Raw genomic sequence first — 21,683 nt, 5'->3', positions numbered from 1 at the left:
GAAAATCTCCTGTGCGGACAAGAGACAAGCGAGGGCGTGCGCAATTCATGAAACATTCGGGTTAAGCCCCCTTCGGACCCAGTGTGCTGTCCGGCCCCCGCAGGCGTGCAAGACCGGACATGGGAAGGCCGACGAGATAACGCAGATCGCTACTGAGATCCTGTGCCGTCGACCCGGTTAGCCGCCCAAAGTAACAAAGGGGCGTTGCATAATGCAAACCGGCTGGCCGACATTCCCGTTAAGTGAATCGTAGGCCGGACAAAGCGCAGCGGTGTCCGGCACTACCTGCCCGATACCGCTTCGCTCTATCGGGCTTGGCCCGCATATCTCACCAGCGTTCGTAGCGAGGGCGTCGAGATGCCGCTGTGACGGGGCGCGCGGAACGGAAGACGGCGCCGGCGTAGCCGACACTACGTCAAGCCGGCTGAAGTGAGCACGCCCCGTCACAGCGAGTAGATCGGCGGCCGCAGTAGAAGGGTGGTGAGATATGCGGGCTAGGGAGGCACCGTGACTTTCACGCTAAGTCCGGCAGGCTCCCAGGGTTTACACTCCTATCACCTGCCCCCCTCACACCTCACCCGACCTGGCCCTTATGCACCCCGAATTCCCCCTCGAACCCGGCCTGATCCACCTGAACCACGCCGCCGTGGGCCCCTGGCCCCGGCGCACGGCGGAGGCGGTGCACCGCTTTGCCGAGGCCAACATGACCCACGGCTCCCGGGACTACCCCGCCTGGACCCGGGAGGAAACCCGCCTGCGGGGACTGCTGGCACGGCTGATCAACGCCTCCTCCCCTGACGACATCGCCTTGCTCAAGAACACCTCCGAGGCCCTGTCGGTGGTGGCCTACGGCCTGGACTGGGTGCGGGGCGACAACGTGGTGTTCCCCCGGGAGGAGTTTCCGTCCAACCGCATGGTCTGGGAGTCTCTGGAGCCCCGTTTCGGGATCGAGGCCCGGCGGGTGGATCTCGCCGGCGCGGCGGACCCGGAGGCCGCCCTGATCGAGGCCATGGATGCCAATACCCGGCTGCTGTCGGTGAGTGCCGTGCAGTACGCCAGCGGCCTGCGCCTGGACCTGGAACGTCTGGGCGAGGCCTGCCGCAAGCGGGACGTGCTGTTCTGCGTGGACGCCATCCAGCAACTGGGCGCCCTGCCCTTCGATGCCCAGGCCTGCCACGCGGACTTCGTGGCCGCCGACGGTCACAAGTGGATGCTGGGCCCGGAAGGCCTGGCGGTGTTCTACGTGCGCGCGGAGATCCGCGACTGGCTGAAGCTCAACCAGTACGGCTGGCACATGGTGGAGGCCCTCGGGGATTACGACCGGGAGGACTGGGCGCCGGCCGAATCGGCACGCCGGTTCGAATGCGGCAGCCCCAACATGCTGGCCATCCACGCCCTGGCGGCGAGCCTGGACCTGCTGCTTGCGACCGGGCTTGAGAATATAGCTGAGAGTATTTCTGGAAAGATTTCTTATCTTATTGATTCTATTGAATCAAAAGGCTTCGAGATCATCACTCCGAAGACCCCGGCGCATCGCGCCGGCATCCTCACCTTCCGTCACCCGGGTCAGGACATGGCGGCCCTGCATCAGCGCCTCATGGCCGCCGGGGTGCTGTGTGCCCACCGGGGCGGCGGGGTGCGTTTCAGCCCGCATTTCTACACCCCGCAAGCGGATATCGACGCGGCCCTGGAGCTCCTGTAGAAGCCGAGTTCCTCGGCGAGGCCGGATAACTCGAAGGGACAGGATGAACAGGATTTTTTGGAGTCAGGAGAGAAGGTCACGATCAAAATCTTTGGACAGGATGAACAGGATAAAACGCATTCAATTAAATCCTGTAAATCATGTTTTCATCCTGTACATCCTGTCCATTCCAAAGCACTTGCCATTCAACAGGCCTCGAAACGCATCGCCTCATCCATGATCACCGCGGTGGCCTCGGCCACACCACGCACCCGCACCCCGCCGATGCTGTCCTCGTAGTCCACATGCTGGTGGCCGTGCACGATCAGCCCCGCACCCATGGCGCGGGCCAGTTCGTCGATCACGCCGAATCCGTGGGGATGGCAGCCGGGCGCCTCGTGACACACCAGCACGTCAGCCTCCAGGCTGGCGAGAAGGTCCAGGTCCTCGGGGTAGATGGTGGTGCGGTGGCGAAGCGGCAAACCCGCCCGCCAGTGGTCCCGTTTCGGGAAGCTGGCCAGGTGGGCACTGCGGGTGCGGAACACCGGCTCGGTGCCCGGATACCAGACCTTGCCCCGGAACACCCCGCCCAGGCCCGCCATGCGCAGGCCGCCCACCTCCATCACCCGGCCATGGAGATTGAGATTCCCCAGCCGGCACAGGAAGGCGTGGTCATGTTCCCGGACCGAGTCGGATTCATGGTTGCCGTGCACCCAGGCCACCTGGATGCCCGCCTCCACCAGCGGCGCCAGCACCCGGTCCAGGGAGGCCTCCGCCAGGCCCAAATCCCCCAGGATCACCACCGCCTCCGGTCGCCGGGCCTCGGCGGCCCGGATCAGGCCAGAGAAGTCCCCGTGGGGATCTCCGTAAAAGATGATTCGTTGCATTCGCATTTTTATAGTCTAATAATGTGCATATGCATCATGTTTGGAGGCTGCCATGAGCCAGCTTGCCACCGCGACCCGCACAGATCCCGCCCAAGTGCTCACCAAGGCGTTTCTCAATGCCGGCAAGGAACTGGGACTCAACCGCGCCGCCCTGGGCCAGGTGATCGGGAAGGACCGCAGCACCCTCACCCGGGGCCAGATCGATCCCGACAGCAAGGCCGGGGAACTGGCGCTGCTGCTGGTGCGCTGCTACCGGGCCCTGTTCGTGCTGGTGGGCGGCGACCCCGAACAGCTGCGCCACTGGATGCACACGGCCAACCACCACACCGGCGGCGTCCCGGCCGAGCAGGTGCTCACGGCCCAGGGTCTGGTCAGAGTGACAGAATACCTCGACGCCATGCGAGGCAAAGTCTGAGTGTATCCTGATATCTGGTCCGCCTGTCGGGAGACCGCCGCGCCGGGCCCGCTCAAGGGCACCCTGCTGCGCCTGGTGGAAAGCCAGGAACAGGTGGCCACCAACCGGCTGGTGGACTCCCTGGAGGAGCAGGCCACTCTCGAGGCCCTGCTGGAGGCCACCAAGCCGCCCCTGCCCGCCGAAGGGCCGCGCCACTACCTGCTCGTCACCCCGTTCCGCTACCCGCCCCTGCGCCACGGCTCCCGGTTCGGCCGCCGCTTCGAGCCGAGCCTGTTCTACGGCTCGCTGAGCCTGCCCACCCTGCTCGCGGAAGCCGCCTTCTACCGCTTCTATTTCTGGTACGGCATGACAATCCCGCCCGCCAGCGCCCTGGTGACCCGGCACACGGTGTTCGAGGCCGCCTACCGCAGCCGCCGGGGACTGAGACTCCAGGACCCGCCCTTCGACGCCTTCCGGGTGGCACTCACCCACCCCGCCGACTACCGCGCCACCCAGCAACTGGGCACGGCCCTGCGCGAGGCGGGGGTGCAGGCCTTCGAGTACCGCTCGGCGCGGGATGAGGGCATCAATGTCGCCCTGTTCACCCCCAGGGCCCTGGCCGATGCCCGGCCCAGGTCACAGGAACACTGGCTGTGCGAAACGGACGGCGCGCACGTGCGCTTCCTGGGTGAGACGGAGACCCAGGTGCACGTGCTGCCGGTGGAAAGGTTTCTGGTGGAGGGGGTCTTGCCGATGCCAGCGGCGTGAAGGGCGGATGATTGAGCTGCAGAGGACACAGAGAAAACGGCTAATTGCCAGCTGGGTACGTTCGATCAAGTGGTCTCACAGGGCCACCATGTGCCGCCTAACGCTTGTGCTCAGACGCGCATGACGGCGACCGACCGGAGCGATAGCGAATGGAGAAAGCTGTCAAGCGACGTCTGGAGCAGATTGTTCGGCCTTCCCTATTCTTGCTCATCCCGCAATACATTCATCGCACCGTGAATTACAGCAAGAACGTCGATCTGATCAGCCTTAATGTAGTAGATAATCCTGAATGGACCTGAGAACACTTCCCTTATCTGATCCATGCCGTATTCTGATACCCGACGCCCCGACAAGGGGAACGCGCCGATCTGCTGGGATTTTCTTGTGATCTGATCAACCGTCCGAAGAGCATAGGTTTCCGAATCCTGTGCAATATACCCATATATCGCGTCCAAATGGGCCTCGGCCGTTTCGGTCCAATGCACTCTCATTCAGGTAATCCGTACTTTTTCCTGACCTCTTCTACAGCCTTTGTTCTTCCTGCAATACTGTCGCTTAGCCCCTTTTCAATTGCCTCGCGTACGTATATTTCACGCATCAGGTCATCCCACGTCGCATCGGCAGGCAATTGATCCACCAGCCTGTGGGCTTCGTCTTTACTGATCTTTGTGGACATCTTTATTGTCCTCCTTCATGCGAATATTCCCCGCAATGGTTCTCGCCGGACGGCACCATGAGCCGCGCTGATTTTTAGCGTCGGCTCGATGGGTTTGTTATGCGATGAATACTAATGATCTCCGCGTAGCAATCCGGCTACGCTCAGATCTTCATCCATTTCCGGCCAATGGATACCTTCGCCATCACCCAGAAGCTCGTAGTTCTCTAATTGCGCTTTCTTGGCTCCAGCCAAACGCGGAAACCAAACCAATGGGACTGTAACCTTTCGCCCATCCACCAATGACACAACTAGATCATCATCTGTAAACTCGACATTCTGAGCCAGGGGATGTGTTTCAACTGCCAATGTGCTCATTCCACGCCTCCAGGAATATTTCCCTGTTTTCATCAACATGCTTCTATATTGCTCGCAGCTCGTGCGAAGCAAACCGTTTCGAGCCAGCCAACGCAACAGGACTTAACCAAAACTTAGCAAGAAACCGTTCTCTCTGCACATGAATATGGGGCGGTTCCCCTCTTTCATTACTATAGAAAAAGAACCGATAGGGCCCAATATTGAGCATCGTTGGCATATTACGTAGTCACCTCATCATCCTTGATCGTATAACGCTCGGCTTCAGCGGCGGCGCGAAGCGCCGTCCGCCGGAAGCCATTGTTAGCCACCACGCAACAGCTTTGCAGGAAGTAAGCAATCGAGCGCATCGAGTGCTCCCCCGACATGTTCAGGATCCAATGGATAGCGGCTACGAGGTCTCAACAAGTTCAAGTACGCCGAGGGTGACGCGGGAAAGGCTCCGTCGTCTCCTCTGACGAACGTCTTGTAGCAGAATCCGTTTGTGATGATTACCGCCTTACATCGCGGGAAATGAGTAGCGTACCCTCTCGCCTGATCGGCCGCGTAGAAAAGGCCCTGCGAAAACCCCTTGGTCTCGAGCAGGGCGACGACGTCCTCAGCCTTGCCGGAGTACGGACCAGCAAAGCAAGCGACGTCTACCCGGCCGCCGGGCGCGGGGAGTTCGATCTTGAGCTGTTGTTCTGACCAGCCCAGCGCAAGAAGCAGTGGCGTGACTAGGAAAGTCCGCGTCTCGTGCTCTCGAATCTCAGCCCAGTCCCAGTTGGTGTAGTAGTAGTGAGCAAGCAAGCGGATGCGTCGGAGCGCCTCAGTTAGCTCATCTGCGCTGGAAACGGGAAGCCCAATTTGGATTAGGTACGACAGGAGCTTCTCGTCGTCGATTGCTTCCGTTGCCCCGGGTTCTGAGGCAGGAGGCGCGGCGGGACCGGCTAGCAGCGCCTGAGCCGCCGCCAGATGCTGCGGTTGCGAACTTTTGTAGATAGTTCCCTGCCGCAATCCTTGGGCTGGTACCGGCTGAGGCGAGACATGCCATTCAACGTGGCAATACGCTGGCAAGTCCCAGCCATCGAAATCTCGGAGCCAGTCCTTATCTCCATTGCCAGAAACGACGCCGTTCCGGTTGACGACGATGCCCGCGGACAAGAACTCAGAGACGCCGCGCTTCAATAGAATGATATCGCCCTCTTGCACGCGGCCCATAGCAGAGCACTGATTGCCCCCACCCACGAACGCCATGCCGAACTTGTAGAACGCGTCGGCGTAGTCGCGCCCGGACGAACCTGCTGAGACTATCCAGACGGCCAATTCCTATCCTCCCTCGTGTAGTGGCTAACGACAAGCTGTGGGGCGCAAGCCGCAACGCAGTGCAGCGTCCCACACAAGCGCCTTGTTGGGCATGCCCGGTTCAACTTTCCATTGAGATGCCATCGATATTACCTGAATCATCAAAACGCACCGAAACAACGTAGTCCGTTACCTCGCCAGGAAGCTTGAAGTCAAAATATTCAATGCCTTTGTCTCCCCAGGATGAACGAAGTTGGAGAAGCCCCACTACAGACTTCGGTTCTGGCGAGCTAGCACCAAGATGCTGCTGCCAATAACTTTGTGGCAACTCCCCAAGATGATGCTCAACAAACAAATTAACGTTGCCTTCACCTTCCTCGGTTCCGAAGGCGTTTTTGATGGCAGTTAATGCCAAAGTCTTCCTTTTTTCATTTTCAGCAGACGTCATTGCTTCTCCTTGGTTGCCCAACGCATTGGGCTCAGGCGACCCGAAAACGCGCCAGCGTTTTTGGGGTCGCCTGGAGCCCCTTGTTAGCACTATTTTGGTTTTGCCAAATCTTCAAGGATGGCCTCCCAGTCTTCGCCAGTAATTTCCACAGGAACGAAAACGGTTGTACCGGTAATGTTCATGGCTGCGCTTACTCCACCGCGCCCGTGATTCGCCTCAAGCCTTCGTTTCAAAACTGGCCAATGCTTGGCAGCGAGATCTCCCGATATTTGCCTCGACAAATCGCCGAGGGTTTCGATCTTGAAAGGCAAACACCATGGTTCAGGCCAAACATCCAGAACTACCTCATTGGGATCTGCGTGTGAACGGACAATGAATGGGGTGGTAAATGAATGCGTGGGATTGCAGTAAAGAACCCCGAGATCACCAGGGCGAAGGTATTTTTCTGCCTTTGTGATACGCCCGGCCATCGACTGTTGATTCAGAAGCGTGCCCACTGCCCACAACTGACGGTCAATGCCAATTTGGATGTTCTCGACGTTCTTTGATGCAAAGCAAAATAGCTTCATACCTAATTTCTTCCAGTGCTAACAGTTGATTAGACGGATTCTGCCATATCGATGATATGCGGATTCCGTATAGTACGCGGAACTCTTGCCTCTCCGGTGTGCGTTGCGGCAGCATGAATCCTGTTCAGGAGCTTCGTGCACACAGGGAGGTGCCTTATGGCGACAGGGAGTCGCGCCGAGCAGGAACGCCGGTTTTGGGATCTTTACCGGAATATTCTGATCTCTCAGGGCGTTAAGCCCGCATCGGTACGCTGGTATGTGATGCGGGCGGAGCAGTTAATCCGTGCCTTTCCGGGCCGGCGTCTGGCGGAACTGGAGGCGAACGACGTCTCCGACTACCTGGCCCGGCTGGGGCAAAAACCCAATTTGCAGGCCTGGCAGTTCCGCCAGTCGGTCGATGCTATACAGACTCTGTATAGCATCGTGCGCACAGAATGGCCCGTGCCGCCGGATTGGGATTTCTGGCGGGATTCGGCCCGCACCCTCGAAGCGCAACACGCCACCACTGCACGTGAATTCGCCCCGGTGACGCCCGAGGATTATGCGGGCCGTATCGGCGATACTCGCTTTGCCCCACTCATACACAAGCACCTGGACGCCTTCGTGCGCCTGGCCTCGGGCATACGCACCCGGGGCATGTCGATCCGCACGGAAAAGACTTATCTCGGCTGGGTCTGCCGATTTCTCCTGCACTTCGACGCCCGGGCACCGGATGAGCTGGTGTTCCTCTATGACAAGGTGCTCGAACAACCTCTGGGTGATCTGGGGGCATTCAGACGATCCCGGCGCCCGAGGCGCCTGCCGGTGGTGCTGTCCCGCAATGAGGTGAATCGACTGCTTTCGGAACTGGATGGCATGCAGTGGCTGATCGCTTCCCTGCTCTACGGCACGGGCATGCGGCTCATGGAGGCACTGCGTCTGAGGGTGCAGGATCTGGAGTTCGACCGGGGCTTGATCGTGGTGCGGCGCGGCAAGGGGGACAAGGATCGCATCGTGCCACTGCCTGAATCCCTGGCCGGCCCGCTTGCCCGTCACTTGAGAGAGGTGCGGGCGCTGCATCAGCGGGACCTGGACGCGGGCTACGGCGAGGCCATGCTGCCGGATGCCCTGGCACGCAAGTATCCCAGCGCGCCCCGGGAGTGGCGCTGGCAGTTCGTGTTTCCCAGTGGCCGGCTGTCCAGGGATCCGCGCAGTGATGCGACGCGACGACATCATCTGCACGAGACGGCGGTGCAGAAGGCTGTCGTTTCGGCGGCCCGGCGGGCGGGTATCGCGAAGCGGGCCAGTTGCCACACGCTGCGCCATAGCTTCGCCACCCATCTGCTGGAGAGCGGCTACGACATCCGCACGGTGCAGGAACTGCTGGGACACGCGGACGTGTCCACGACTCAGATCTACACCCATGTGCTGAACCGCGGCGGTCTGGCCGTGCGCAGCCCGCTGGATGCAGGCTGAAGGGGATGCATTGGGCGGCTTCATGGATGACCAGACTCCCTGTCTGTCTTCTTTGCCCCGACTTTAACGGTGGCGGGCGAGAGAGGCAAACGACGGCCGCTGCCATGTCCTTGAGGTTTCGATTTTTTCCCTCTGTGCCTTCCGTGGCAAACCCGCCTTAATCCCTATAACGCGCCAAACAGCTGCTGATAGTTGCGCGTCGTGAGCGCCGCGATGCTTTCAAGGTCGCTGCCGCGCACCTCGGCCACCTTCGCGGCCACGTCACGCACCCAGGCGGGGTGGTTGCCCTTGCCGCGGTGAGGCACCGGCGCAAGATACGGAGAGTCGGTCTCCACCAGCAGGCGGTCGTCGGGGACCTGGCGGGCCACCTCGCGCAGTTCCTCGGCGTTGCGGAAGGTAACGATGCCGGAGAAAGAGATATAGAAGCCCAGATCCAGGGCGGCTTGCGCCATCTCCCAGGTCTCGGTGAAGCAGTGCATCACACCGCGCACCTGATCGGCGCCCTCCTCCTTGAGGATCCTGATGGTGTCCTCCCGGGCGTCACGGGTGTGGATGATGAGCGGCTTGCCCACCTCCCGGGCTGCGCGGATGTGGGTGCGAAAGCGCTCCCGCTGCCACTCGTTGTCCTCGGGGTGGTAGTGATAGTCCAGCCCCGTCTCGCCGATGGCCACGACAAGGGAATCGCGACCCCGGCTCACCAGGTCCTCGACCGTGGGATCGGCTCCCTCGGTCTCGCCCGGATGCACGCCCACGGAGCAGGACACATCCGCGTAGCGCTCAGCGATGCCCCGCACCGTGGGGTATTCCTCCAGGGAGATGCTCACGCACAGCATGTGGTCCACCCCGGCGGCGCGGGCGCTGTCCATGACCTTGTCCAGGGAACCGTCGAAGGGCTCCAGATCGATGCGATCCAGATGGCAGTGGGAGTCGATGAGCATATGGGGCAATTCAACATTCAACGTTCAAAATTCAAAGGTGCAGCGACTTTGAATCTTGAATTTTGAACGTTGAATTTCGGTTTACATGGTGTGCGTCGGGCGGTCCGCCTGAAGGGCGCCGGCCAGCAGGCCTTCGATCTTGTTGCGGGTGGCGCCGTTGTCCTGGGGGTTGAACTGCACGCCGATGCCCGGGGTGCGGTTGCCCTGGGCGCGGGGCGGGGTGACCCAGATGATCTTGCCCGCCACCGGCATGCGCTCGCGCTCTTCCATGAGGGTCAGCAGCATGAACACCTCGTCGCCCAGCTTGTAGGGCTTCTGGGTGGGGATGAACAGACCGCCGTTTTTCACGAACGGCATGTAGGCGGCATACAAGGAGTTCTTGTCCTTGATGGCCAGCGAGAGAATGCCCTGTCCTGCCGACATGCGGTGACTCTCCTATGCCCTGCCGGGCGCGAGGCCGGCGAACACCTCTTCCAGCAGCATCTGCGGATTGACGGTGGTGCGGGCCAGGCGACGCCATTCGGTCAGGCGGTCATGTAATTGAAAGATGCGACCCAAGTCTAACGTCTTTGCCAGGGGCTGCAAATCCTCCCGTCCCGCAGCGGCCCGTCCGGTGAAGGCGATCCGCGCGGACTCCCACAGGGCGATCTGGACCCAGCGGATCAGGCGCTCGGTGTCCTGGGCCTTCCAGCGCTCCGCCAGGGCGACCGTGCCCGTCTTGCCCCGGGTCAGTTGCGACAGATCACCCAGCAGGGCGTGCCACTGCTCCAGCGCGCCCTCCTCGGCCAGATCCCGCGCCACCAGGGGCGCGCCCCGGGCGAGACACAGCAGCGCGTCCACCTGCCCGGCCTGTATCCCCTGCCCCGCCAGCCACGCGCGGGTGATCTCGTCCGGCGGCAGGGGCACGGCCAGGGTCTGGCAACGGCTGCGGATGGTGGCCGGCAGGCGCGAGGGCTCGGCGCTCACCAGGATCATCAGCGTGCGCTCCGGCGGCTCCTCCAGGGTCTTGAGCAGGCTGTTGGCGGCATTGGGATTCATGGCCTCCGCCGGCCAGAGCAGCGCCACCCGATGGGCGCCCATGGAGCGACTGAGCCCCATGGTCTCGGACAACTCCCGGATCTGGTCAACGACGATCTGGGTCTTGTCCTCGGGGATGGTGACCCGGGTCAGGTCCGGGTGGGTGTCGGCGCGGTACAGGCGGCAGCTGTCGCAGTGTCCGCAGGGCGCGCCCTCGACACCGGGCGCATTGCACAGAGCGGCCAGGGCCAGGGATTCGGCCAGCGCCCGCTTGCCGATCCCCACGGGGCCGGTGAGCAGCAGCGCGTGGGGCATGCGCCCGGAGGCCAGGCGCGCCAGTTGCTGCCGGTAGGCATCCTCCAGCCAGGGATAGGGGGCGCTCACGGCTTCACCCCGTTGGCCTGCAGCAGGGGCACCAGGGCCGCCTGCAGATCCCGGGTCACCGCCTCCAGGGACTGGCCGGCATTGATGACCCGGTAGCGGGCCGGCTCGGCCCGGGCCCGCTCAAGGTAGCACTGGCGTACCCGTTCAAAGAAGTCCACCGCCTCCTGCTCGAAGCGGTCCGCCTCCCCCCGCCCCCGGGCCCGGGCCAGCCCCGTGCGCACGTCCACGTCCAGCAGCAGGGTCAGGTCCGGGCGCACCGGTCCCTGCACCCAGTCCTCCAGCACGGCGATGCGCGCCGGGTCCAGTCCCCGGCCGCCGCCCTGGTAGGCGTAGGTGGCGTCGGTGAAACGGTCGCAGAGCACCCAGGTGCCGGCCTCCAGCGCCGGGAGGATGCGGGTTCGCAGATGTTCGGCCCGGGCGGCGAACATGAGCAGCAGTTCGGTGTCCGGGTGCATGGGCGGGTGGTCCCGGGACAGCAGCAGTTCCCGGATCCGTTCCGCCAACGGCGTGCCGCCGGGCTCGCGGGTCACCAGCAGGGGCACGCCCCGGCTTTCCAGGAACGCCTGCAGCGCCTGGATCTGGGTGGACTTGCCCACCCCCTCGGCACCCTCCAGGGTGATGAAACGGCCCCGTGCCGTGGTTGGCTGGTTCATCGTCGACTCCCCGGGTAACGACTGGCGTCGCCGCCCAGCTGGTAACGGATCACCGCCTCCCGGTGCTCCCGGTAGGTGGTGGAGAAGTGGTGGCTGCCGTCGCCCCGGGAGACGAAGAACAGCACCTCTGTATCCGCCGGGTTCAGGGTCGCGCGGATGGAGGCGCCGCCTGGCAGGGCGATGGGCGTAGGCGGCAGGCCGGCGCGGGTGTAGGTGTTGTAGGGGGTGTCGGTGCGCAGATCCCGCGTGCGCAGGCGTCCGTTGGTGATGCCGGCGCCGTACATGACCGCAGGGTCGGTCTGCAGCCGCATGCCGCGCTTGAGACGGGTGTTGAACACCGCCGCCACCAGGTCCCGTTCGTCGGGATGGCCGGTCTCCTTCTCCACGATGGAGGCCAGGATCAGGGCCTGGTAGGGACTCTCGATGGGCAGACCCTCCTGGCGCTCCGCCCAGGCGGCGTCCAGGAACTCCACCATGCGCCGGTGGGCGCGCTCCAGGAAGGCGATGTCGGTGGTGTCCCGGGGAAACAGGTAGGTGTCTGGGAAGAACCAGCCCTCGGGATGCTCGCCAGGCCGACCCAGCCGGTCCATGATCTCCATGTCCCCGGCCGGATCCAGGGTCTGGCGGATCTGCGGGTGGGCGCGCACCGCCGCCATCATCTGGGCGAAGGTCCAGCCCTCGGGGATGGTGAGGCTGTACTGCACCGTGCGTCCGGCGGTGAACAGGGCCAGCAGGCTGCGCGGCGTGAGCCCCGGCTCCAGGCGGTACTCGCCGGCGCGGATGGTGGCGGACTCCGCCTCCACCCGGGCGTGGAATTCCCAGTAGGCCGGCCGCTCCAGCCAGCCCGCTTCGTGCAGATCGCGGGCGACCCGGCGCACCGAGGCCCCGGGGGGCACCTCGTAGACCTGGGTCTCGCTGAGCGCCAGGGGCTCATCCATGAAACGCAGGTAGTCGTAGCCGAGCCCGGCGGCGGCCACCAGGGCCAGCACCAGCAGGAACAGGACACCCAGCAGCAGACGCCTCACGCCATGCCCTCCGTGAGCACCCGGCGCAGGCGCGCCACCAGCTCATGGCGCGGGATCTCGCGCCCGTCGAGCCGGCGCACGGGCCAGAGCCCGATCAGGGTGTTGGTGAGGAACAGGCCCCGGGCCTTGAACAGGTCCGCGACCGTGAGCCGCGCCTCGTGACAGGAGACGCCCAGCGCCCGGGCCGCATCCAGCACCCGGGCACGGGTGATCCCCGCCACGCCGCACTGATCCAGCACCGGCGTGATGAGGGTCTGGTCGTCCCGGATCAGGAACAGGTTGCTCATGGTGCCTTCCACCACATGGTCCTCGGTATCCAGCATGATGCCTTCCTGGCATTCATCCTGCCATTCACTGCGTCCCAACACCTGCTCCAGGCGGTTGAGATGCTTGATGCCCGCAAGCAGCGGATTGCGGCCGAGACGGGTCCGGCACAGCCAGACCTCCACGCCCTCTTCCGACCAGGCCGCGGGAAATCCTGAGGTCTCGACACCCATCACCACCCGGGTCGGCTCGGGCTTCAAAGGCGGGCGATAGCCCCGGGGGCCGACGCCCCGGGTCAGGATCAGCTTCAGGGTCCCGAACCCGCCGCCGGCCAACACCCGGTGCGCCTCGGCCAGCCACAGACCGGCATCCGGCGCGGGCAGGCCAAGGCGCGCACAGCCCTCGGCCATCCGCGCCATGTGCCGGTCCCAGTGCAGGGGCTTGCCGTCGCGCACCGCCAGGGTCTCGAACAGGCCGTCCCCGTAGGCCAGCCCCCGGTCCTGGACCGGCAGGGTGTCTACCGCTTGTCCGTTGACCAGGATCATGCGCGCAGGGCCCGTAGCAGGCCTTCCGCCTTGTGGCGGGTCTCTTCCAGCTCCCGCAGAGGATCGGAGTCGGCAACGATGCCGGCGCCGGTGCGAAAGTGCACCTGGTTGCCCCGCTGCACCAGGGTGCGGATGAGGATGTTGAGGTCCATGTCGCCGTCCCGGTTGAGGTAGCCCAGGGAGCCGGTGTAGGCGCCCCGCCCTTCCCCTTCGAGCTCGGCGATGATCTCCATGCAGCGCACCTTGGGGCAGCCGGTGATGGTGCCGCCGGGAAACACCGCCCGGATCACCTCGCCGGGGCTGATGCCGGGGCGAAGCCGGCCGGTGACGTTGGAGACGATGTGGTGCACGTGGGGATAGGTCTCGAGCGTCATCAGTTCATCCACGCGGATGCTGCCCGGCACGCACAGCCGGCCCAGGTCGTTGCGCTCCAGGTCCAGCAGCATGATGTGCTCGGCGCGCTCCTTGGGATGGGCCAGCAGCTGGGTGGCCAGGGCCCGGTCCGATTCCAGGGCCTCGCCCCGGGGACGGGTGCCGGCGATGGGCCGGGTGTCCACCCGTTCGCCGCGCACCCGCACCAGGCGTTCCGGCGAGGAACTGACGATGTGCCCGCCGGGCAGGCTGGCCAGCGCCGCGAAGGGGGCCGGGTTGCGGGTGCGCAGGCGGTCATAGAGCTCCGCCGCCGCCACCGACTCGCGCAAGCGGGCCTGCCAGGCACGGGACAGGTTCACCTGGAACACGTCACCCTCGCGGATGTAGTCGATGATGCGCTCCACACCACCCAGGTAGCGTCGGGGCTCGTCCTCCTCCAGGGATTCGAGCACCAGGGGCGTGGCAGCGGCATCGCTTCCATCCAGTGCGGCCAGATCGGCGCGCATCTGTTCCAGTGCCGACTCATGACCCGGTTCGGCCACCAGGTGGGTCAGGCCCTGTTCGTGGTCCACCACCAGGGCACAGGGGAAGCGCTGGGCGAAGGCCACGGGCAGTGCGCAGGGATCCGGGGGCAGATCCAGCACCGGCTCCACCTGCGCGGCCAGCTCGTAAGCCAGGAACAGGAACCAGCCGCCGCGAAACGGCAAGGGGTCGGCGGCATCGTTCAGGGGCGCGACACGCTCGCGCTGCCACCAGGCATCCAGGGCACGCAGGAAATCCCCGGAACCGCCGTCGGCGTCCAGTCTTAGGGTCTGGCCCGGGAAGGCGAACAGGATGCTGTAACGGGCCTGGGGCGTGCCCTTGAGCGCGCTTTCCAGGAGATGGGGATATCTGCCGGGCCAGCGCCGGTGCAGCGCCAGCAGGTCCGTCACCGCATCCAGGCAGGGGGCCGCGCCCCCTGCCTGGATCGGATCAGAGCATCCGGAAGACGAGGGTGCCGTTGGTGCCACCAAATCCGAAGGAATTGGACAGGCCCACGTTGATCTTCATCTCGCGGGCGGTATTGGGCACGTAGTCCAGATCGCACTCGGGGTCCGGGTTGTCCAGGTTGATGGTGGGGGGGATCACGCCGTGCTTCATGGCCAGGGCCAGGAACACCGCCTCCACGCCGCCGGCGGCACCCAGCAGGTGGCCGGTCATGGACTTGGTGGAGCTGATGGCCACCTTGTAGGCATGGTCACCCAGGGCGCGCTTGGCCGCGGCCGTCTCGGCCACGTCACCGGCCGGGGTGGAGGTGCCGTGGGCGTTGATGTAGTCCACGTCCGTGGGGTTGAGACCGGCATCCTTCAGGGCCATGAGCATGCACTTGGCCGCACCCTCGCCGCCCGCGGACGGCTGGGTCATGTGGTAGGCGTCACTGTTCCAGCCGAAACCGGCCAGCTCGCAGTAGATCTGCGCACCACGGGCCTTGGCGTGTTCGTACTCTTCCAGCACCAGCGCGCCGGCGCCATCGCCCAGCACGAAGCCGTCCCGGTCCTTGTCCCAGGGACGACTGGCACGGGCGGGATCGTCGTTGCGGGTGGACAGGGCGCGCGCGGCAGCGAAGCCGCCGATGCCCAGCGGCGTGGTGGCCATCTCGGCGCCACCGGCGACCATCACGTCCACGTCGCCGTACATGATCATGCGCGCGGCGTCACCGATGTTGTGGGTGCCGGTGGCGCAGGCGGAGACGATGGAGATGTTCGGGCCCTTGAGGCCACACATGATGGACAGGTTGCCGGCCACCATGTTGATGATCGCGCTGGGCACGAAGAAGGGCGAGATCTTGCGGGCACCACCATTGAGGTAGGCCGTGTGGCTCTTCTCGATGTAGGGCAGACCGCCGATGCCGGAACCGATGGCCACGCCGATGCGTTCGGCGTTCTGCTCGGTCACCTCCAGGCCGGAATCCTTGATGGCCTGCAGGCCAGCGGCAATACCGTAATGGACGAAGGTGTCCATCTTGCGCTGGTCCTTGGGGGTGATGTAATCGTCGGCATTGAAGTCCCGCACCGCGCCGGAGATGCGCACCGGCATCTCTGAGGCGTCAAAGACGTCAATGGGTGTAATCCCGCTGCGGCCTGCGGTGATGTTGTCCCAGGCGGACTGGATGGTGGAGCCGACCGGGGAGACGATCCCCAGTCCAGTGATGACGACGCGCCGTTTAGACAAGCTCTTGCCCTCGGAGATTTAAGTTTCCAGGCGGTTCAAAAACACCCGTGGCCGCGAGCAGTCTGCACTGGTCGCGGCCACGGTGTCGAGGTAATGAACCGGAAGCGGCGTTCCGGTTTCAATCAACCCTGAGCGTGGGCGTTGATGTAATCAATCGCCTGCTGCACGGTGGTGATCTTTTCCGCTTCCTCGTCAGGAATCTCGGTCTCGAATTCTTCTTCGAGGGCCATGACGAGTTCCACGGTGTCCAGAGAATCCGCGCCCAGATCTTCGACGAAGGAAGCGCTGTTGGTGACCTCTTCTTCCTTCACGCCCAGCTGTTCCACAACGATTTTCTTGACGCGTTCTTCAATGTTGCTCATGGTTTGACAATCCCCTTGTTGGATAAGCAGCCGAAGCTGGGCAGCTATTCTAGATAAATCCCCCAGACCGTTCCACCTGAAGTGGCTGGCGCGAACCGCCGGTCCGGCATTGCAAGTCTTCGAGGGGCGCGAGTATCGCCCGGCCCCATGTCCGCTGTAAACCACCGCAAGTCACTTTCCTGCGCCGGGTCCGGCAGCGTAATGAAGACCAAAAGACCTTTCTGTTTAGTTCGTTACAGCAGCTTTCTCATGTGCAGGGCGATCAGGCCATGTACATGCCGCCATTGATGTGCAGGGTCTCGCCCGTGATGTAGGCGGCGGCCGGCGAGGCCAGGAAGGCCACCACGGAGGCGATCTCTTCCGGGCGGCCCAGGCGGCCCAGGGGGATCTGTCCCAGCAGGGCATCACGCTGGGCCTGGGGCAGGCCACGGGTCATGTCGGTGTCGATGAAGCCGGGGGCCACAGTATTCACGGTGATGCCCCGGGAGCCCACTTCCCGGGCGAGCGACTTGCCCAGGCCCAGCAGACCCGCCTTGGCGGCGGCGTAGTTGGTCTGCCCGGCATTGCCGCTGGAACCCACCACGGAGCCAACGTTGATGATGCGACCCTTGCGGGCCTTCATCATGCCCCGCAGCACGCCCCGGGTGACGCGCCACACGGCGGTCAGGTTGGTCTGGATGATGTCATCCCACTCCTCGTCCTTCATGCGCATCATCAGGTTGTCCCGGGTGATGCCCGCGTTGTTGACCAGGATGGAGATGCCACCGAGATCGTCGCTGATCTGCTTGATGGCCGCCTCGACCGCCTCGGCATCGGTCACGTTCAGGGCCATGCCCCGACCCTTCAGGCCCGCCTCGCGCAGATAGGCGGTGATGGCCTCGGCGCCGGATTCGCTGGTGGCGGTACCCACCACGGTGGCGCCCTGCTCCGCCAGCGCCATGGCGATGGCCTTGCCGATGCCGCGGCTCGCGCCGGTGACCAATGCGATCTCGTTTTCCAGATTCATGAAGACTTCTCCTGACGATGATGCGGGCCGCTTTGGGCAGTCCGATATATTAAATGTTCGACAGACTCAGCCCTGCACCTGCCCTAGGAGCCTGTCGGACTTAGGTGCCCGTAGCGAGCTGAATGGGAGAGTGAGGCCATTTTTTCGATCGTTTGAGGAGAATAGCCGTCGCTATTCGACGAAAGGGATCGGAAAAATGGACCGCTCTCCCACCAGCGCAGTAGGCGCAGCCTAAGTCCGACAGGCTCCTAGGGCCTGGGCGAGGCTCTCGGGATCCTGCACGCAGGCGAGCGCGAGGGTCTTGTCGATGCGCTTGTTGAGGCCCGTGAGCACCTTGCCCGGGCCCAGCTCCAGCACAGTGGTGTTGCCATCGGCGGCCATCTTCTGCACCGACTCCACCCAGCGCACCGGACGGTGCAGCTGCGCCGCGAGCACGGCGCGGATCTGCGCCGGGTCCGTGTGACTGGCCACATCCACATTGTGGATCACGGGAATGGGCGGGGAGACGATCGCGACCGAGGCCAGGCGTTCGGCGAGCTGCTCGGCCGCGCCCGCCATGAGCCGGCAGTGGGACGGCACGCTCACCGGCAGTTTCACGCTGCGCTTGGCGCCGGCCTCGGCGGCCAGGGCCACGGCCCGGTCCACCGCGGCGCTCTCGCCGGCGATCACCACCTGGCCCGGGGAATTGAAGTTCACCGCCTCGACCACGCCGCCCTCGGCGGCCCGGGCGCAGACCTCGATCACCTGGGCGTCATCCAGGCCCAGGATCGCGGCCATGGCCCCCTGCCCCGGCGCCACGGCGCCCTGCATCAGCCGGCCGCGTTCGGCCACCAGGCCCGCGGCATCACTGAAGCCCAGGGCACCCGCACACACCAGCGCGGTGTACTCGCCCAGGCTGTGGCCCGCCATCACCGCAGGCGCCGGTCCGCCCGCCGCCTGCCAGACCCGCCACACGGCCACGCCGGCCGCCAGCATGGCCGGCTGGGTGTTCTCGGTGCGGTTCAGGTCCTCCTCGGGCCCGTTCTGCACCAGGCTCCACAGGTCGAAGCCCAGCACGTCGGAGGCCTCCTGGAAGGTCTCGCGAACCTGGGGATGGGCATCGGACAGGGCGCTCAGCATGCCAAGGGACTGGGAGCCCTGGCCGGGGAACACGCAGGCGAAGGTCATGGGGGAATGGCCTCTGTTTAGGGAGGGAAATCAGGCCGCGTAGTTTAGGCAATCCATCCGCATGCGGGCAAATCGGTCGCACGGCGTTGTGAACAAGGTTCACCAGACCCTTGTTTTATCGGCCCGGTTGTTGATAATGGGCCGCTTGACTCGACCCGACCGACTGCAGGTATATGGCCAAAGAAGACCACATTGAAATGGAAGGCACGGTGCTGGACACCCTGCCCAACACCATGTTTCGTGTACAGCTGGACAACGGCCACATCGTCACGGCCCACATCTCCGGACGCATGCGCAAGAATTACATCCGCATCCTCACCGGCGACCGTGTCACGGTGCAGATGACCCCTTACGACCTCACCAAGGGCCGCATCACCTACCGCAACAAGTAAGTCCCTGTCGAATTCAGCCTCGCACCATTGAAAAGCCGCCGCAGAGACGCGGAGGCGCAGAGTAAATCCCGAGTCAGAAACCACCAGCTTGAGGACTGGATAACCAGCCCCCTCACGGTGTCACGTTGCCCTTCTGATTCAATCTCTGCGCCTTCGCGTCTCTGCGGCGGCTTTGTCATTTCGGCAGATTTATGATGCCACCGGCTCTTCTTCGTACTCCAGCGCCAGGGCACCGTCGCGCACGGTGACGCTCACCTCGCCGCCGCCGGCCAGGCGGCCGAACAGGATCTCCTCGGCGAGCGGCTTCTTGATGTGCTCCTGGATCACGCGTGCCATGGGCCGGGCGCCCATCTTCGGGTCGTAGCCATGTTCGGCCAGCCAGGTGCGTGCCTCCTCGTCCACGTCCAGCACCACCTTCTTCTCGTCCAGCTGCGCCTGGAGCTGGGTGAGGAACTTGTCCACCACGCTGGCGATGGTCTCCGGCGCCAGGGGGCGGAACTGGATGATAGCGTCCAGGCGGTTGCGGAACTCGGGCGTGAAGGTGCGCTTGAGCACTTCCATGGCATCGCTGGAATGATCCTGGCGGGTGAACCCCATGGTGGCGCGGCTGGAGACATCCGCGCCCACGTTGCTGGTCATCACCAGGATGACGTTGCGGAAATCCACCTTGCGGCCGTTGGTGTCAGTAAGCGTGCCGTGGTCCATCACCTGCAGCAGCAGGTTGAACACATCCGGGTGGGCCTTTTCCACCTCGTCCAGCAGCAGCACCGCGTGGGGGTGCTTGAGGATCGCGTCGGTGAGCAGGCCGCCCTCGTCATAGCCCACGTAGCCGGGCGGCGCGCCGATCAGGCGCGATACCGTGTGCCGCTCCATGTACTCGGACATGTCGAAGCGCACCAGCTCGATGCCGAGCAGGTCGGCCAGCTGGCGGGTCACCTCGGTCTTGCCCACGCCGGTGGGACCGGCGAACAGGAAGGAGCCGATGGGCTTCTGCCCGTCGCCGAGGCCCGAGCGGGCCATCTTGATGGCGGCGGCCAGGGTGGAGATGGCCTCGTCCTGGCCGAACACCACCATGTTCAGGTTGCGCTCCAGGTTCTTGAGGGTCTCCATGTCGGAGGCGGAGACGCTCTTGGGCGGGATGCGCGCAATCTTGGCGACGATGGCCTCCACGTCGTGCACGGAGATGGTCTTCTTGCGCGTGCTGGCCGGCTGCAGGCGGCGGTTGGCGCCGGCCTCGTCGATCACGTCGATGGCCTTGTCCGGCAGGTGGCGGTCGGTGATGTAGCGGCTGGCCAGCTCCGCGGCCGCCCGGAGTGCCTTGTTGGTGTAGCGCACGTCGTGGTGTGACTCGAAACGCGACTTGAGCCCCTTGAGGATCTCGTAGGTCTCGTCCACCGTGGGCTCGTTCACGTCGATCTTCTGGAAGCGACGTGCCAGCGCCCGGTCCTTCTCGAAGATGCCCCGGTATTCCTGGTAGGTGGTGGAGCCGATGCACTTCAACTCGCCGGAGGCCAGCATGGGCTTGATCAGGTTGGAGGCGTCCATGACGCCGCCGGAGGCGGCGCCGGCGCCGATGATGGTGTGGATCTCGTCGATGAACAGCACCGAGCCCTTGCGGCGCTTGAGCTGGGCCAGCACGCCCTTGAGGCGCTTCTCGAAATCACCCCGGTACTTGGTGCCCGCCACCAGGGCACCCAGGTCCAGGGAGTAGATCACCGCGTCCTTGAGGATCTCGGGCACCTCCCCGTCGACGATCTTCTTGGCCAGACCCTCGGCAATGGCGGTCTTGCCCACGCCCGCCTCGCCCACGTACAGCGGGTTGTTCTTGCGCCGGCGGCACAGGATCTGCACCGTGCGCTCCAGCTCGTGGGCACGGCCGATGAGCGGGTCGATCTTGCCCTTGCGGGCCTGTTCGTTGAGGTTGGTGGCGTAGGCCTCCAGCGGGTTCTGGCGGCTCTCCTCGCCTTCGGCGGGGGCCTCCTGCTGGCTCGAGGCCTCCTCGTCAGGATGCTCCTCGGGCACCTTGGAGATGCCGTGGGAGATGTAGTTCACCACGTCCAGTCGGGCCACGTCGTGCTGGGACAGCAGGTACACGGCATGGGATTCCTGCTCACCGAAGATGGCCACCAGCACGTTGGCGCCGGTGACCTCCTTGCGGCCGGAGGACTGCACGTGGAACACCGCCCGCTGCAGCACACGCTGGAAGCCCAGGGTGGGCTGGGTGTCGCGGGGGTCGTTGGGGGGCAGGCGCGGGGTGTTGGCGTCCACGAACTCCGCCAGTTCGCCGCGCAGCTTGTCCAGGTTCACGCCGCAGGCGCGCAGCACCGAGGCGGCGGTGGGGTTTTCCGTGAGGGCGAGCAGCAGGTGCTCGACGGTCATGAACTCGTGACGTTTCTCGCGAGCGGCCTTGAAGGCCAGGTTGAGTGAGAATTCGAGTTCCTTGTTGAGCATGGCGTAAACCCCGTTATGTGCCGTTGTCAGGCCTGCTCCATCGCGCACAGCAGCGGATGCTGGTGCTGACGGGCGTAATCGTTTACCTGGGCCACCTTGGTCTCGGCGATGTCGCGGGGGTAGATGCCACACACACCCTTACCCCGGGTATGCACGTGCAGCATGATGCGCGTGGCCTTCTCCCGGTCCATGCCGAAAAAACTCTCCAGGACCTCAACCACAAACTCCATAGGAGTGTAGTCATCGTTGAGCAGTACGACCTGATACTGCGGTGGTGGCTTGAGTTTCGGTCGAGCCTCCTCGACGGCCAGACCCCGGTCGGGTGTGTCTTTCCTTTCGTCTCCCATAATGCTTTGAGCGCTGTTTTCTCTGAACGGTTC

At 64.2% G+C, this 21,683-nt stretch carries 26 protein-coding genes; 5 read left to right on the top strand and 21 right to left on the bottom strand.

Annotated features, from left to right (window positions below; all coding sequences use genetic code 11):
• Positions 1–592: 592 nt before the first annotated feature.
• Entirely contained in the window at positions 593–1,702 is a 1,110-nt protein-coding gene (locus tag D580_RS0100315; protein ID WP_018952447.1) for an aminotransferase class V-fold PLP-dependent enzyme, read from the top strand.
• 185 nt (positions 1,703–1,887) lie between these two features.
• Here the strand turns inward: D580_RS0100315 and D580_RS0100310 are convergent, their stop codons facing one another.
• Positions 1,888–2,568 carry a metallophosphoesterase family protein gene (locus D580_RS0100310; protein WP_018952446.1) on the bottom strand — a complete coding sequence of 227 codons (681 nt, stop codon included), beginning with the start codon at positions 2,566–2,568 and terminating at the stop codon, positions 1,888–1,890.
• A gap of 52 nt (positions 2,569–2,620) precedes the next feature.
• Here D580_RS0100310 and D580_RS0100305 point away from each other — a divergent pair, with 52 nt between their 5' ends.
• Positions 2,621–2,983: an MbcA/ParS/Xre antitoxin family protein gene (locus tag D580_RS0100305; protein ID WP_018952445.1), complete on the top strand. Its 363-nt coding sequence runs from the start codon at positions 2,621–2,623 to the stop codon at positions 2,981–2,983.
• Positions 2,984–3,730, top strand: coding sequence for an RES family NAD+ phosphorylase (locus D580_RS0100300; protein ID WP_018952444.1), 747 nt, complete (start codon positions 2,984–2,986; stop codon positions 3,728–3,730). It abuts the gene before it with no gap.
• A gap of 197 nt (positions 3,731–3,927) precedes the next feature.
• Here D580_RS0100300 and D580_RS0100295 read toward each other — a convergent pair whose 3' ends face one another.
• From D580_RS0100295 to D580_RS16475, 7 genes are all read right to left on the bottom strand, one after another.
• The gene (locus D580_RS0100295; RefSeq protein ID WP_018952443.1) at positions 3,928–4,221 is read right to left on the bottom strand and encodes a type II toxin-antitoxin system RelE/ParE family toxin; all 294 of its coding nucleotides are present in this window, start codon (positions 4,219–4,221) and stop codon (positions 3,928–3,930) included.
• The gene (locus tag D580_RS15930; protein ID WP_006748097.1) at positions 4,218–4,406 is read right to left on the bottom strand and encodes a hypothetical protein; all 189 of its coding nucleotides are present in this window, start codon (positions 4,404–4,406) and stop codon (positions 4,218–4,220) included. The genes D580_RS0100295 and D580_RS15930 overlap by 4 nt, the downstream gene beginning before the upstream one ends.
• A gap of 111 nt (positions 4,407–4,517) precedes the next feature.
• Positions 4,518–4,763, bottom strand: coding sequence for a DUF2442 domain-containing protein (locus tag D580_RS15925; RefSeq protein ID WP_081617197.1), 246 nt, complete (start codon positions 4,761–4,763; stop codon positions 4,518–4,520).
• A 43-nt stretch (positions 4,764–4,806) separates the two neighbouring features.
• A complete protein-coding gene (locus D580_RS15920; protein WP_231363466.1) occupies positions 4,807–4,971 on the bottom strand; it encodes a DUF4160 domain-containing protein in 165 nt (54 codons plus the stop codon).
• A 92-nt stretch (positions 4,972–5,063) separates the two neighbouring features.
• Positions 5,064–6,065: a hypothetical protein gene (locus D580_RS0100290; RefSeq protein ID WP_018952442.1), complete on the bottom strand. Its 1,002-nt coding sequence runs from the start codon at positions 6,063–6,065 to the stop codon at positions 5,064–5,066.
• Positions 6,066–6,165: 100 nt separating this feature from the next.
• On the bottom strand, positions 6,166–6,492 hold the full coding sequence (locus D580_RS15915) for a DUF2004 domain-containing protein (RefSeq protein WP_081617195.1): 327 nt from the start codon (positions 6,490–6,492) through the stop codon (positions 6,166–6,168).
• A gap of 89 nt (positions 6,493–6,581) precedes the next feature.
• On the bottom strand, positions 6,582–7,061 hold the full coding sequence (locus D580_RS16475) for a hypothetical protein (RefSeq protein WP_155999606.1): 480 nt from the start codon (positions 7,059–7,061) through the stop codon (positions 6,582–6,584).
• Between the two features lie 258 nt (positions 7,062–7,319).
• Between D580_RS16475 and D580_RS0100280 the strand changes: the two genes are divergently transcribed.
• On the top strand, positions 7,320–8,516 hold the full coding sequence (locus tag D580_RS0100280) for an integron integrase (RefSeq protein ID WP_026289557.1): 1,197 nt from the start codon (positions 7,320–7,322) through the stop codon (positions 8,514–8,516).
• A gap of 164 nt (positions 8,517–8,680) precedes the next feature.
• On the opposite strand, the gene D580_RS0100275 is transcribed toward D580_RS0100280, so the two are convergent.
• From D580_RS0100275 to fabD, 11 genes are all read right to left on the bottom strand, one after another.
• Positions 8,681–9,454 (bottom strand): TatD family hydrolase, encoded by a 774-nt coding sequence (locus D580_RS0100275; protein WP_018952439.1) that lies wholly within the window; start codon positions 9,452–9,454, stop codon positions 8,681–8,683.
• 81 nt (positions 9,455–9,535) lie between these two features.
• Positions 9,536–9,877 (bottom strand): PilZ domain-containing protein, encoded by a 342-nt coding sequence (locus D580_RS0100270; protein ID WP_012638390.1) that lies wholly within the window; start codon positions 9,875–9,877, stop codon positions 9,536–9,538.
• 12 nt (positions 9,878–9,889) lie between these two features.
• Positions 9,890–10,855, bottom strand: a complete 966-nt coding sequence (locus D580_RS0100265; RefSeq protein WP_018952438.1) for a DNA polymerase III subunit delta' — start codon at positions 10,853–10,855, stop codon at positions 9,890–9,892.
• Positions 10,852–11,508 (bottom strand): dTMP kinase, encoded by a 657-nt coding sequence (gene tmk, locus D580_RS0100260; protein ID WP_018952437.1) that lies wholly within the window; start codon positions 11,506–11,508, stop codon positions 10,852–10,854. The genes D580_RS0100265 and tmk overlap by 4 nt, the downstream gene beginning before the upstream one ends.
• The gene (gene mltG, locus D580_RS0100255) at positions 11,505–12,533 is read right to left on the bottom strand and encodes an endolytic transglycosylase MltG (protein WP_018952436.1); all 1,029 of its coding nucleotides are present in this window, start codon (positions 12,531–12,533) and stop codon (positions 11,505–11,507) included. Before mltG ends, tmk begins: the two co-directional genes overlap by 4 nt.
• Positions 12,530–13,342, bottom strand: a complete 813-nt coding sequence (gene pabC, locus D580_RS0100250; RefSeq protein WP_018952435.1) for an aminodeoxychorismate lyase — start codon at positions 13,340–13,342, stop codon at positions 12,530–12,532. Before pabC ends, mltG begins: the two co-directional genes overlap by 4 nt.
• Positions 13,339–14,646 (bottom strand): aminodeoxychorismate synthase component I, encoded by a 1,308-nt coding sequence (locus D580_RS0100245; RefSeq protein WP_018952434.1) that lies wholly within the window; start codon positions 14,644–14,646, stop codon positions 13,339–13,341. The genes pabC and D580_RS0100245 overlap by 4 nt, the downstream gene beginning before the upstream one ends.
• Before the next feature lie 40 nt (positions 14,647–14,686).
• Positions 14,687–15,925, bottom strand: coding sequence for a beta-ketoacyl-ACP synthase II (gene fabF / locus D580_RS0100240; protein ID WP_026289556.1), 1,239 nt, complete (start codon positions 15,923–15,925; stop codon positions 14,687–14,689).
• 122 nt (positions 15,926–16,047) lie between these two features.
• Complete coding sequence (acpP, locus tag D580_RS0100235; protein ID WP_012638397.1) at positions 16,048–16,287, bottom strand: acyl carrier protein; 240 nt, start codon at positions 16,285–16,287, stop codon at positions 16,048–16,050.
• Between the two features lie 262 nt (positions 16,288–16,549).
• Positions 16,550–17,293 carry a 3-oxoacyl-ACP reductase FabG gene (fabG, locus tag D580_RS0100230; protein ID WP_018952431.1) on the bottom strand — a complete coding sequence of 248 codons (744 nt, stop codon included), beginning with the start codon at positions 17,291–17,293 and terminating at the stop codon, positions 16,550–16,552.
• A gap of 231 nt (positions 17,294–17,524) precedes the next feature.
• Entirely contained in the window at positions 17,525–18,460 is a 936-nt protein-coding gene (gene fabD, locus D580_RS0100225) for an ACP S-malonyltransferase (protein WP_018952430.1), read from the bottom strand.
• A gap of 173 nt (positions 18,461–18,633) precedes the next feature.
• Between fabD and infA the strand changes: the two genes are divergently transcribed.
• On the top strand, positions 18,634–18,852 hold the full coding sequence (gene infA, locus D580_RS0100220) for a translation initiation factor IF-1 (RefSeq protein ID WP_012638400.1): 219 nt from the start codon (positions 18,634–18,636) through the stop codon (positions 18,850–18,852).
• A gap of 189 nt (positions 18,853–19,041) precedes the next feature.
• On the opposite strand, the gene clpA is transcribed toward infA, so the two are convergent.
• Positions 19,042–21,303 (bottom strand): ATP-dependent Clp protease ATP-binding subunit ClpA, encoded by a 2,262-nt coding sequence (gene clpA, locus D580_RS0100215; RefSeq protein WP_018952429.1) that lies wholly within the window; start codon positions 21,301–21,303, stop codon positions 19,042–19,044.
• 26 nt (positions 21,304–21,329) lie between these two features.
• Complete coding sequence (gene clpS / locus D580_RS0100210) at positions 21,330–21,650, bottom strand: ATP-dependent Clp protease adapter ClpS (RefSeq protein ID WP_026289555.1); 321 nt, start codon at positions 21,648–21,650, stop codon at positions 21,330–21,332.
• Positions 21,651–21,683 lie beyond the last annotated feature (33 nt).

Source organism: Thioalkalivibrio sulfidiphilus, from assembly GCF_000377945.1.
Classification (GTDB): domain Bacteria; phylum Pseudomonadota; class Gammaproteobacteria; order Ectothiorhodospirales; family Ectothiorhodospiraceae; genus Thioalkalivibrio_A; species Thioalkalivibrio_A sulfidiphilus_A.
The sequence above is the reverse complement of the archived record's forward strand: the minus strand, read 5'-3'. Positions and strand labels throughout refer to the sequence as shown.

Bases quoted from the DNA above. Each gene is read 5' to 3' on its own strand.
- D580_RS16475 (WP_155999606.1), bottom strand. From the start codon at position 7,061: ATGAAGCTATTTTGCTTTGCATCAAAGAACGTCGAGAACATCCAAATT.
- D580_RS0100295 (WP_018952443.1), bottom strand. From the start codon at position 4,221: ATGAGAGTGCATTGGACCGAAACGGCCGAGGCCCATTTGGACGCGATA.
- fabD (WP_018952430.1), bottom strand. From the start codon at position 18,460: ATGACCTTCGCCTGCGTGTTCCCCGGCCAGGGCTCCCAGTCCCTTGGC.
- fabG (WP_018952431.1), bottom strand. From the start codon at position 17,293: ATGAATCTGGAAAACGAGATCGCATTGGTCACCGGCGCGAGCCGCGGC.
- infA (WP_012638400.1), top strand. From the start codon at position 18,634: ATGGCCAAAGAAGACCACATTGAAATGGAAGGCACGGTGCTGGACACC.
- pabC (WP_018952435.1), bottom strand. From the start codon at position 13,342: ATGATCCTGGTCAACGGACAAGCGGTAGACACCCTGCCGGTCCAGGAC.
- D580_RS15925 (WP_081617197.1), bottom strand. From the start codon at position 4,763: ATGAGCACATTGGCAGTTGAAACACATCCCCTGGCTCAGAATGTCGAG.
- acpP (WP_012638397.1), bottom strand. From the start codon at position 16,287: ATGAGCAACATTGAAGAACGCGTCAAGAAAATCGTTGTGGAACAGCTG.
- tmk (WP_018952437.1), bottom strand. From the start codon at position 11,508: ATGAACCAGCCAACCACGGCACGGGGCCGTTTCATCACCCTGGAGGGT.
- D580_RS0100305 (WP_018952445.1), top strand. From the start codon at position 2,621: ATGAGCCAGCTTGCCACCGCGACCCGCACAGATCCCGCCCAAGTGCTC.
- D580_RS0100270 (WP_012638390.1), bottom strand. From the start codon at position 9,877: ATGTCGGCAGGACAGGGCATTCTCTCGCTGGCCATCAAGGACAAGAAC.
- D580_RS15930 (WP_006748097.1), bottom strand. From the start codon at position 4,406: ATGTCCACAAAGATCAGTAAAGACGAAGCCCACAGGCTGGTGGATCAA.
- D580_RS15915 (WP_081617195.1), bottom strand. From the start codon at position 6,492: ATGACGTCTGCTGAAAATGAAAAAAGGAAGACTTTGGCATTAACTGCC.
- D580_RS0100310 (WP_018952446.1), bottom strand. From the start codon at position 2,568: ATGCAACGAATCATCTTTTACGGAGATCCCCACGGGGACTTCTCTGGC.
- clpS (WP_026289555.1), bottom strand. From the start codon at position 21,650: ATGGGAGACGAAAGGAAAGACACACCCGACCGGGGTCTGGCCGTCGAG.
- D580_RS15920 (WP_231363466.1), bottom strand. From the start codon at position 4,971: ATGCTCAATATTGGGCCCTATCGGTTCTTTTTCTATAGTAATGAAAGA.
- clpA (WP_018952429.1), bottom strand. From the start codon at position 21,303: ATGCTCAACAAGGAACTCGAATTCTCACTCAACCTGGCCTTCAAGGCC.
- D580_RS0100275 (WP_018952439.1), bottom strand. From the start codon at position 9,454: ATGCTCATCGACTCCCACTGCCATCTGGATCGCATCGATCTGGAGCCC.
- D580_RS0100315 (WP_018952447.1), top strand. From the start codon at position 593: ATGCACCCCGAATTCCCCCTCGAACCCGGCCTGATCCACCTGAACCAC.